A 10,464-nucleotide genomic window follows, 5' to 3' on the forward strand; every position below is an offset into this window, starting at 1 on the left:
AAATGTCAGATAAAACTCGTAATCACTTTGACCCTGAAGCTAAATGCACGCTGGAACTGATGGCTATGCGTGGTAAAAAAAGTGAAGTATTGACGGCAATTGAAGTGGCAATTGATAAAAACGGTCAGCCTGTGGCAACAACACCCGCGAATGAAGCCAAATATGCTGCTATTAGCACACCGGTGGTGCGTCATGTGATACAAGCTGAAAAAGTAGGACCTGGACATATAGAGAAACAATATTTTTATCCGAAAGAATTTCCGCCCAATATGACTTTATACCGGTTTAGTCGAAATGTAAAAATCAGTGGTTTACCTGAATGGGAGTGGGTGAAAGCAACCCCTTATACTGATACCCCGGAACAACGTCAACAATTGCAACAGGCTTATATGGCTGCTTGGCAGGCCTATAATGCTAAGGATTTGAATACACTCCGTGATCAGCAAAAGGTTGCGCTCAAAGCCTGGGCTTGGGCCACTGGCGAAAGTGAAGAGAGTGTTTTTGCTGATCAATCTGTTTACCGTAGGATCAAAATAAAAAGTTTCAAAATGAAGCCAATTAACTGGGATGACTACCAAGTTAAGATAATGAATCAGGGTAGAATGGTTAGGTTAGTGAATAAGTCGGACTTAAAGAATTCTCCGATATCCTATTATTACGTTGATGAGGAAGATGGAGAAACGGTTTTGTCTACCGTTGCACCGATTTTCTCATTAATTAATGGTCGTTTTGTTCAGGTAATTTAATGGGTAGCAATATCGGGTTATTTGACCCGATATTTTTACTTGATGGGAAATGCAATAAAAGTCGGTAATATCGATACAGCATTTGGTGATTGTAAAATGACACTAGGATTGTGGATTTGATTAATATTAAAGTTGAATAATACTCCACTTATCACCGGGTTACACCGGAATGTGAGGATAAAATGAAATTAAAATGGTTATTGCTATTATTAGGCGTGATTACTATGTCTAGTTTAGGCGTGATGGTAATGCAAGGTGCTAATGCAAGTGAACCGCAGTTGTATATCCGCAGTTTATTCGATATTCAATATGCCTTTTGTGATATTAAAACCAATGGTGTAACGGGAATGGATAACCGTGATTCGGCTCGGGAAGGTCGGGGATTTGGTACCGGCAGTACAGCATCTATGCTATTCATGACTAATGGTGAAAATGAAATCAGCTTGGAGTTTGGTGCTTTGGATTGGTTTTCTCCAAGTGAAATGTCAGATAAAACTCGTAATCACTTTGACCCTGAAGCTAAATGCACGCTGGAACTGATGGCTATGCGTGGTAAAAAAAGTGAAGTATTGACGGCAATTGAAGTGGCAATTGATAAAAATGGTCAGCCAGTGGCAACAACACCCGCGAATGAAGCTAAATATGCTGCTATTAGTACACCAGTGGTACGTCATGTGATACAAGCAGAAAAGGTAGAGGCTGGGCATAAAGATAAAAAATTCTTTAATAGCCGGAAATTTCCACCTAATATGACCTTATACCGATTTAGTCGTAATGTAAAAATCAGTGGATTACCTGATTGGGAATGGGAGAAAGCAACCCCTTATACCGATACCCCAGAACAACGTCAGCAATTGCAGCAGGCTTATGTGGCGGTCTGGCAGGCTTATAATGCCAAAGATATAAATACTCTTATGGAACAACAAAAAGTTGCGCTCAAAGCTTGGGCTTGGGCTACTAATGAAAGTGAAGAGAGTATTTTTGCTGATCAATCTGCTTACAGTGATATCAACGAAAAAGGTTTCAAAATGAAGCCAATTAATTGGGATGACTATACCGTTAAAATAATGAATCAGGGCAGAATGGTCAGATTGGTGAATAAATCAGATCCAGAAAGTTCCCCAATATCCTACTATTATGTTGATGAAGATGGCGATACTATTCTGGCTACCGTCGCACCAATCTTTTCATTAATTAATGGTCGTTTTGTTCAGGTAATTTAATGGATAGCAATATCGGGTTATTTGACCCGATATTTTTTCTTGATGGGAACAGCAAAAGAAAGCTATTATCGGTTACGCAAGATAAAGACTAATTATGTTAATTCTGCCAGATATGGAGGAAGAAATATGGGTAATGCGGTAAAGATTGGTGATATTGGCACAGCGCATGATGATTGTGGAGCGACATCGGTTATTTCGGGATCGACCAGCGTAAAAGTTGACGGTATTCCTTTAGCTCGTCAGGGCGATAGTTTAGCGCCACATTCATCTCATTCACGCATAATTGCCGGTGGTTCCAGTACCGTTTTTGTTGATGGTAAACCTGCGGCGAGAACCGGTGACGCAGTGAGTTGTGGTGGAGTTGTGATTGGTGGTGGTAGCGTTAATATTGGTTAAGGAAAAAACATATTCTCAGTTAATATGCGCAGCGCCGTTTGTGATTGTAAAACCCCGGACCCTTATATTCACAAAATTAGTGTTAAAAGTCGGGAAATGGGTTTTTCATTATAACCAGATTGAATCGATAGGGGATATTTGAGTGGTTGATGAAGCGGGTGGTATATCGGCAGCAATTTCATTGGTGGGAAAACAGCAGGGTGAGATCTCACCCTGGTCGTATTGGTAACTTTTTACTAACTTTAATCAGTCGAGCACTAGTTGACTTATTCGGCAATCATATAAATCCGCTAATTTTTCAATCGTTGCTTTGCGTGGGCGATCTGATTTCTCAAACTGAGAAACGGCAGCTTGTTTTATACCCAGTTTTTCCGCTACCTCAGCTTGTGATAGTCCACGATAAATGCGCCAAGCGGCTTGTAGTGAAACTTCATCGTCTACCATGATAGAAACGACTTCATGAGGAATAGTTTCATCGTCATTTGGTCCCGTTGTATAGGGAATAATTTGATAATTTTCATCATGATCCGCAGCTGCCAACAGTCTTTCGTACTCGTCCATTGGCAAAATAACGGCTTGTTTTTTGCCATGCTCGTCTGTAATAAATTGAATACTAGCCATATTCTTTTGCTCCGTATGTTTACGTAGTTACGTAGCCCTGAGAGGTATCTTGAAATCCATAGAGTATATATGTTTATTTCCTCTGCTTTCTTTTCTTTTTCTTGGTATTATTTTTTCTTTCTATTTTCGAATGTCTCTGGCGCATGGCGTCATCCTGTTCAGCCAGTTTAAACACGGCTTCTTTATTAATAAACCAAAAAGACAAACAGGCCGTTTGGGCAATAATCAAGCTCCAGAACAGGCGGATAATATCGTTTGTAAAGATTAAATAAATGATAGCGACACAGAGTAAATTAATAAAAACAGAGGTTAATAGACTAATAACCAATGTCTGAATAACTTGGCTAATTCCCGGTATTCGAGCAAAGGGAAGTAGGCATAACATTGCACCCACAGGGCCGAAAACCGCCGTGACGATTAAAATACCCGGATTACCACGAATGGCATCAACAAATCCGAATAAATCAAATGGAATGGTAAACATGGGTTTTATCCTTGCATAGGGTTCAGCATTGGGCTAGGTTTATATCTTAATATCCGGGCGAAAATGATATTGGGAAACTGCCGGAGCCCGGTATTGTAAAGAGCAACACTTTCATTAAAGAATTCACGTCTGTCTGCAATCTGATTTTCCAGCAAAGTGATCTGCGCTTGCAAATGTTGAAAAGATGGCTGACTAATTAGGGCCGGATAGTTTTTTGCAAGTATCAGAAATGACAACAACTGATGTGCTAATGTATTACCTATTTTCACCTTTTCATCGGTTATTTTTGCACTGGGGTAGTTTTTCCTGACTTCTGATAGTTGCAGAAAGAGCGATTTTTCATGGGCCATAGCTTGTTCTGTTATCGTGATAAGTTGTGGAATTAAATCAACCTGTTTTTTCAGTAAAATATCAATATTGGCAAACGCTTTATCCCGGTATCTTTTTAACATAACGATTTTATTAAAAACGCCTACGAGATAACGAACCGCAATAATCAGGATGATGGCCAGAATAATAAAAGCGAGAAGATATCCACCCATTGCTGTTATCTCTAAAATAACCATTTCAGTAATGGAGATTCACGATAAAAAACCGTTAAATGATGAGACTGATATTCATAAGGAACGGTCAGAATAAAGGCAATCAGGATTGCTGCACTAATGACGGTAATTGCAAGATTACGGCGCATTGGCGCAACTTCATTCCAGGTGCCTAAATATCCCTTAGAGGCAATCCCCAGTAATCTGTGAGGAGCAGCCTGAGTAATAACAACTTGACCGTCTTTTTCAATAGCGGTACCAATAATTAAATACTCTTCATTTGGAAATAACAAATACTCTTGGTAAGAAACGGAATTGGTTTCATAATTCTGATAGGAAGAAAAATTCACAAATGTCAACGTTTCTGGTGTTGCATCAATACGGACTGATCCTGAATCATCGGTTAAAGTGAATTGACGGATTTTTTCTTCCGAATGACGCAAAGAATAACGTTTATCGCCTTCTGAGTCTTTTATGACATCATATTCATAATAACGATAGCCATAGCATAGCTTGTTACTCAGAGGACTTTTGAAGTGAGTTCCCTCTGTTATTTTTCCTTCTACTTCTACCAAGCCCATAGCGATTGAACGGATTTTTGATGTGGGCAAAATCTTCTGAAATTTAAGGAATTTTTTTTCCGGTGTTGTTTTCAGACCGTTATAGATAAATAGTAATAAAATTAAACCAAATAAGGCGCCAGGTGAAACAAAAAAGGCAATCAGAAAAATGGCAATAGCCGCCGAGCCTAAAATCACTTTCCAAATTTCCCTGCTGGCAAATTTACCGGACTGCCGTGCTTGTCTATAATACTCTGCCGCGTTTTTCCCAAACGAAAAGATTAATACACAGGAAAAAACAAAAATAAAAGTAAAAAATAGTATAGTCATCATAAGGTTTACCATCTGATTTATTTAAACTTGATACCGTCATAGGCTTTTTCTGCCTGACTGATTTCTAACAAAGGCAGCCTCTGATAATGAAACATGCGGGCAAAAATCAGATCAGGGAATAGATAAATCGCCGTATTATACTCCGTTACTGCATCATTAAACATTTCGCGGCGATGAGCAATTTTATTTTCTAGATCCGTCACCGATGTCTGCAATTGTGAAAATTGGGAACCTGAAATCAATGTCGGATAGTTTTCAGCTACCGCCAGTACAGATCGGAATGCATTGCTCATTTCATTGGAGGCTTTGATTTTATCCGTGAGGGTATCGGCATTAAGATATCCCTGCCGTGCATCACTTAACCGAGTAAAAATATCACGTTCATGTTCCATAGACTTTTCCAGCACGGTTACAAGCTGCGGGATCTGTTCTGCACGCTGTTTTAAAATAACATCGATATTGGAAAATGTATTGCTTGTCTGCTCTTTCAGAGCAACCAGGCGGTTATAAATAGTGATCCCCCAGCCGATAAGTCCTACAGCAATGAGAGAGATAATAATAGTGGTTACTGTCATCTTTTTCTCCACGAAAATCCGGTTATATTTACTATACTGGTTATATTTACTATATAAGTCATGCCTTCCCTGCTGATTTGGGTAGCACCGTAGCGCCAGGGAAAGATTCCGCTTTGTTTAACCTGTCATAATCATTTAAAAATGAGAATACAGAAGTATTAAGCATACTATATCGAGGACAGATTTAATTCAATAAATGCAATTTTTTAAAAGAAGATTTAATTGCATTTACTATGTGAATCTAAGGCAGGAAAAAAATTAAATCTCACCCTGGGCTTTATGACAGGCAGGTTTTAAACTGTTATTAAAAGTTATTGTTTTAATTATGGTTTTAATCGGTATAACGTTTTACCGTTGTTTTTATCGTTTTTAACACTTTGAAAAATGAATTAATGGATATGCAGAAAGGCGTGTATATCGTCAGGTTTGAACAATGGTACGCCAGTTTAAAAACGTGTCGTTGCTGTGGTGACAAAATACCGAAAATACCCTTAAAAGTGCGTTTCTGGCACTGCCCTGAATACGGTCTTGAACATGATAGAGACATCAATGCCACATTAAATATCAAACAGCAGGGCATAGCTACTAAAGGGTTACTTGCCTCAATGTAGTTATATATTTCTTCACGGTCTTGAATGGCTTCTGGCGTCCAGAATAATTACATTACTTGGCCTCAAAACGGCGAAGTGTGGCTTTGCGGCGGGCTAAAAATTTAGCCTCAACTTGGTCGGCTGGCACTAGATTGCCGGCATTGGCAGAAGCTTGGCCTATTTCTATTTGTCTGCGGAGCCAAGCATCATGAACGCTCGCTTCTTGTTGCTGACGCACGAAATCGCGCATGAAGTCACGTAGTAGCTGTGCACCTTTGCGATCGAGTGATTGCGCTGCCGCGGTAAAGTCATTTTTCAGGGTATCATCAACCCTAAAGGTAAAAGTAGTTTCGCTCATAGCTAATGATTCCATCGTAATGTGTTACAAAGTAAGTACAATGTAGTACTTAAATGGGTAGAATACTACCAGAAGGACGGTAAAATATAATATTTAGATAAAATTAAATCCGAATAGTGTCACCTATTGTAAAAAATTTATTATTGTCTCTTATTTATTCTCATAAATAATATTGTGAATTATTCATTTAAAGTATCTTTAATAAGTTAAATAATATATTGAAAAGCCTTGGTTAAATTAATAAATGAAGATGATAATTATTGCTTTTAATTCTAGTTTATTAAAGTTTTAAATTAACATGTCTTGATGGTTAATTTATTGGTTTAGTATCTTGGTGATAATATTTTTTAAAATATAAAGATGATTGCATTTAATATAACCAAGTATTAACCATTGGAAATAGTTAATACTTGGCGATAAAGTAAGTCACGGCAGAGACATAAAGAGTGTGTTACCGCTTCATTCAGTTTATAGGCTTCTAAATAGGCGCCTATTTCCATGCAAAAGTAGAATCCCACCTTCGGGGTAGGGTTGAAGGTGAAGCCAGAACTAGTCGGCTTTATTTTTTCGCTTACAATTTCATCTTATCATTACTTTTCACAGTAAATCGTCATTTTGGTCATTAATTGACATACAGATGAATCTGATTTTGACACTATTCCATACCGTTTAAATGTTGCTTAACTAAAGATTGATGTCAGTTGGTGGTTATATAAAACCTCGGTTTAAAAGAAACTATTGATAGCATGGAAAAATCCATTGATTGGAAAATCTATCCTGGTCAGTTTGGCATTGGTTCATCAAATGGAATGATTGTACCAGACGGAGATTACAATAACGCAATTATTTCAGGTGTTTACGCCGGGCCAGGATCAGCAGCAAAGAATGGTGCGGGTAGTACTCCCTATGGCCCTTGCTTTGTTATGGCTCGAGTTCCTGACCATATCTTGCAGCAAGCGTACTACAAGAACCAATTCTACTATAGATACAGGGAATTAGGTGTCTGGGGTAACTGGTATTATGTAATGACATCAGATCAATGGACTATTGACGCAAATGGGTTCTACAAGAAGGCTTCCCCTGTTATTAACATCTGGAACAACAAATTTGAGACAAATGACGAGTCAAAAGGCGCAACAGTCGAGCGTCTTTCAGAAGGCATTTACATTATCAAGGGAGTTCTTGGATTCAATGCTGATGCGATGTGGGGCGGCGTGGATGGAGGTATTGAAATACCACTATGCAAAAATAAATTGCCGCTGATTTGGGTGGATTACAAAGTACTGCCCGATGGTACAATCAAATTGATAACTTACCACCGGGAGCACCCAGATGCGCCAGTATTCGCCAGAAATGCGAGAGAGGGCTATACTAATGGTGATTTGATTGATATTCCCAGTGGTAGGTTTGTCTCAATTCGCGTGCAAATGCCGGCATCTGATGATGAGAAAGCTGCTACTGCTGGTGATCCTAAATTAACGCCTGTTGTTTCTGATTCCAGATAGAATCCTGCGGCATTTGAACCCTAACATCTAACCGGCAATGTTCAGGAATGTCACACGGCTCACTGTCTTTATAAAATACACGTTCACCATTTTCATCAATATGCTTAAGTCGCCAATTCTGAAAACGGGTTGGTAAGTGAGTGTGCTGCCTGTGAAAGGTTTCAATGATGACAGAGCCGTCACTCTGCACTCTGTCATCAACAAAAATCAACTCCAGGTTGTTGTTATCTTTCGGTACTGAGATACCACCGTGCACTCCCCAAGCTATATCTAAGTTATAGCCACAAACATTAGATATATGGTAAATGCCAACGCCTTCTTTTGTGACTTCTGCACCTTCGGATTCGTTATTAGTCGAGAATGTGCCATTGGGGTAGATTTCAATAATCGGGGAGGCTCTCTTGAGGAATCCATTAGAGTCAGGTTTAGCGTTGAGTGTTGACCAGACCATGTACCACGGATTCCATTTGCCAGCGCCATCGCCGTTTTTCGACCTGTAATATAAAGTACCGCTTCCATACGCTGAGTGGATCATTAAATCGTACAATTTAAATGGTCCAGTCGCTGAATGTGAAAATCTAATTCCTGCTCCGGTCTCAGCCGGAGCATTCATTGTTTCATTAGCATAGCCGAAATATGTTGAGTTCGGGCGAACATTATCAAAGTTATCGATTGTAGAATATGAGTTTTTCCCAACAACTCCACCATTTGTGCTGATAACATCGTCAACTGTTGCTAATGTGCCGGATTTCTCTGGTGTTGCTAAAGTATATCTGCGATTGCTGTTTTCATCATTAGCGTATATTGTCAAACGATTACCGCGGGTTCCTTCAATGCCGATCAAATGCTTATTTGAAGCCACAAATTCAATGTGTGGCCAATCAGACGCATTATTGATTCTTAAGCCCCCAACTTGGGCACTTAAAGTACTCGAAATTGGCACAGCATTCTTAGCTTGATTTACCGTTTCTGTTAAACCGAGGTTTTTCACAAACTCATTTTTATCAGGAATGTCTGCGCCGTTTCGGTCTTTTGCCAGTTTATTATTAGCATTATCATTTATATCGGAAGCCAGCTTCTGCGTTACTGCGAGTGTGTTACTATCGCCTGTCTTGTTAGTGAGTTGAACAATCCCTTTTTGTGTTAATGAGGTACTGGGAATTTCTGTTGTGATTTTTTTCTCTAACGCACTATTTAATTGGGCCGTGAGTTTAGCTATATCACCATCATCCAGAACATCATCTCCTCCGGAGTGTGTTGCGATAAAGTTAGCAACAACAGAGGATATCGTGGACGACTGACGTAACACCTTATTTAATTCATGAGTAGTCACATTATCTGGCGGAAACCCATTTTTTAAACTCCGACTTTCTTCATATCTTTCTTGGCTCACTACATTTGCATTATTACTGATAGAAAAGGCTTTAAAATCATTCTGGGGCTTGAGACTCATGTTTTTTCCTTAAATTATATAATATTATTTCATAAGCAACATATTGAATTATGGTAGATGATTTATCATAATTCGCGTTAATTATAGTTTAATTCACAAAAGGAATAATTAAATGTTCTTATAACTCAGATGGTTAACTATTTTTGTACAGTTGGTAGTAATAAATAACCTGATATTTTGCAATCAAAATATACCCAAAATATTTAATGCTATAGCCATAGAAATTAAAAATCTTCACTTCTTTTGATAATTAGAATGCTTAGAATCTGAACGAATTAAGCTTTCCGATGAGTGTCTATTTTGTTGAAAAAATAGAATACAACTGTGGTAATGAATATTAACTATAAGGAATACTTCAAAAATGAAATAAAATAACCAAGTTAAAATAAAGCACATATATTAGAGTTTTTCGCCATTAACGGCCGACCAATGATAAGGTTGCAATTCACGTATTGTTTTAAATAACAGTTCGTTTTTCTCATTAGTCACAGCCGCTTTTACGGAACCTCCCCAATGAACCAGACGTTCCTGACATATTCCACAGGGTGACAAAATGATATATTCATAACCGGCATCTTCACGGCAGAGACATAAAGAGTGCGTTATCGCTTCATTCAGTTTATGGGCTTCTAAATAAGCGCCAACTTCCATACAAAGGGATAATGCGTCATTTTTGGTATCAGGGCAATGCTAGTTAAGATCTTGCCCGATTCTGTCCGTACTGCGGCAGCACCACCCCATCCCTTTGGGTATCGTTTTTCAATTAAGTTAACTGCGGCATGATATAACTCTTGCTCTATATTCATTAATTTATTGCTCCTATCTCGTTAGTCTATTTTATTTTTCTGGGTTAATAATATCTTTGAAAATAAGCTGTTAGTTAATTAACCCGAATTCTGCTTAAGCCATCATTGAAATATCTTTCTCTGAGTAGAAAATTTTCAGTGATGGCTTTTTCAATTTAAGGCTGTAAGCAATCAATCCACCTAAAACACACAACAGAAAGCCTTTTATACTTCGGTGGCGCGAGTGCTCAATTTGAGAAATGGTCTTTAATTGCCCATTAATCGTTTCGATG

The 10,464-nt window shown here is 38.5% G+C and carries 15 protein-coding genes; 5 read left to right on the top strand and 10 right to left on the bottom strand.

Going from position 1 to position 10,464, the window contains the following annotated elements; translation table 11 throughout:
- The 3 genes from EAE90_RS08675 to EAE90_RS08685 all read left to right on the top strand — a co-directional run.
- The coding region (locus EAE90_RS08675; protein ID WP_214053160.1) for a hypothetical protein at window positions 1-746 on the top strand (746 nt) is incomplete at its 5' end.
- Between the two features lie 182 nt (window positions 747-928).
- Window positions 929-1,969: a hypothetical protein gene (locus EAE90_RS08680; RefSeq protein WP_214053161.1), complete on the top strand. Its 1,041-nt coding sequence runs from the start codon at window positions 929-931 to the stop codon at window positions 1,967-1,969.
- 126 nt (window positions 1,970-2,095) lie between these two features.
- Window positions 2,096-2,365 (top strand): type VI secretion system PAAR protein, encoded by a 270-nt coding sequence (locus EAE90_RS08685; RefSeq protein WP_036783358.1) that lies wholly within the window; start codon window positions 2,096-2,098, stop codon window positions 2,363-2,365.
- Between the two features lie 246 nt (window positions 2,366-2,611).
- Here EAE90_RS08685 and EAE90_RS08690 read toward each other — a convergent pair whose 3' ends face one another.
- The 5 genes from EAE90_RS08690 to EAE90_RS08710 form a co-directional block, all read right to left on the bottom strand.
- On the bottom strand, window positions 2,612-2,986 hold the full coding sequence (locus tag EAE90_RS08690) for a helix-turn-helix domain-containing protein (RefSeq protein ID WP_011146193.1): 375 nt from the start codon (window positions 2,984-2,986) through the stop codon (window positions 2,612-2,614).
- A 73-nt stretch (window positions 2,987-3,059) separates the two neighbouring features.
- The gene (locus EAE90_RS08695) at window positions 3,060-3,470 is read right to left on the bottom strand and encodes a hypothetical protein (protein WP_214053162.1); all 411 of its coding nucleotides are present in this window, start codon (window positions 3,468-3,470) and stop codon (window positions 3,060-3,062) included.
- 5 nt (window positions 3,471-3,475) lie between these two features.
- Entirely contained in the window at window positions 3,476-4,012 is a 537-nt protein-coding gene (locus EAE90_RS08700) for a LemA family protein (protein WP_214053163.1), read from the bottom strand.
- 11 nt (window positions 4,013-4,023) lie between these two features.
- A complete protein-coding gene (locus EAE90_RS08705; RefSeq protein ID WP_214053164.1) occupies window positions 4,024-4,905 on the bottom strand; it encodes a hypothetical protein in 882 nt (293 codons plus the stop codon).
- A 17-nt stretch (window positions 4,906-4,922) separates the two neighbouring features.
- The gene (locus tag EAE90_RS08710) at window positions 4,923-5,480 is read right to left on the bottom strand and encodes a LemA family protein (RefSeq protein WP_036783370.1); all 558 of its coding nucleotides are present in this window, start codon (window positions 5,478-5,480) and stop codon (window positions 4,923-4,925) included.
- Window positions 5,481-5,872: 392 nt separating this feature from the next.
- On the opposite strand from EAE90_RS08710, the gene EAE90_RS08715 reads away from it, so the two are divergent.
- Window positions 5,873-6,091, top strand: a complete 219-nt coding sequence (locus EAE90_RS08715) for a zinc ribbon domain-containing protein (protein WP_214053165.1) — start codon at window positions 5,873-5,875, stop codon at window positions 6,089-6,091.
- A gap of 52 nt (window positions 6,092-6,143) precedes the next feature.
- Here EAE90_RS08715 and EAE90_RS08720 read toward each other — a convergent pair whose 3' ends face one another.
- Window positions 6,144-6,428, bottom strand: coding sequence for a CopG family ribbon-helix-helix protein (locus tag EAE90_RS08720; RefSeq protein ID WP_214053166.1), 285 nt, complete (start codon window positions 6,426-6,428; stop codon window positions 6,144-6,146).
- A gap of 746 nt (window positions 6,429-7,174) precedes the next feature.
- Here EAE90_RS08720 and EAE90_RS08725 point away from each other — a divergent pair.
- The gene (locus EAE90_RS08725) at window positions 7,175-7,933 is read left to right on the top strand and encodes a pyocin knob domain-containing protein (protein WP_214053167.1); all 759 of its coding nucleotides are present in this window, start codon (window positions 7,175-7,177) and stop codon (window positions 7,931-7,933) included.
- Here the strand turns inward: EAE90_RS08725 and EAE90_RS23745 are convergent.
- From EAE90_RS23745 to EAE90_RS08750, 4 genes are all read right to left on the bottom strand, one after another.
- Window positions 7,899-9,386, bottom strand: a complete 1,488-nt coding sequence (locus EAE90_RS23745; protein WP_246550521.1) for a phage tail protein — start codon at window positions 9,384-9,386, stop codon at window positions 7,899-7,901. The genes EAE90_RS08725 and EAE90_RS23745 overlap by 35 nt on opposite strands.
- Window positions 9,387-9,785: 399 nt before the next feature.
- Window positions 9,786-10,037, bottom strand: coding sequence for a cytidine/deoxycytidylate deaminase family protein (locus EAE90_RS08740; RefSeq protein ID WP_214053168.1), 252 nt, complete (start codon window positions 10,035-10,037; stop codon window positions 9,786-9,788).
- On the bottom strand, window positions 10,016-10,192 hold the full coding sequence (locus tag EAE90_RS08745) for a cytidine/deoxycytidylate deaminase family protein (RefSeq protein ID WP_214053169.1): 177 nt from the start codon (window positions 10,190-10,192) through the stop codon (window positions 10,016-10,018). The genes EAE90_RS08740 and EAE90_RS08745 overlap by 22 nt, the downstream gene beginning before the upstream one ends.
- 94 nt (window positions 10,193-10,286) lie before the next feature.
- A partial coding sequence (locus EAE90_RS08750) for a transposase (RefSeq protein ID WP_281422327.1) occupies window positions 10,287-10,464 on the bottom strand: 178 nt, incomplete at its 5' end.

This window comes from Photorhabdus caribbeanensis (assembly GCF_018448885.1).
GTDB classification, from domain to species: domain Bacteria; phylum Pseudomonadota; class Gammaproteobacteria; order Enterobacterales; family Enterobacteriaceae; genus Photorhabdus; species Photorhabdus caribbeanensis.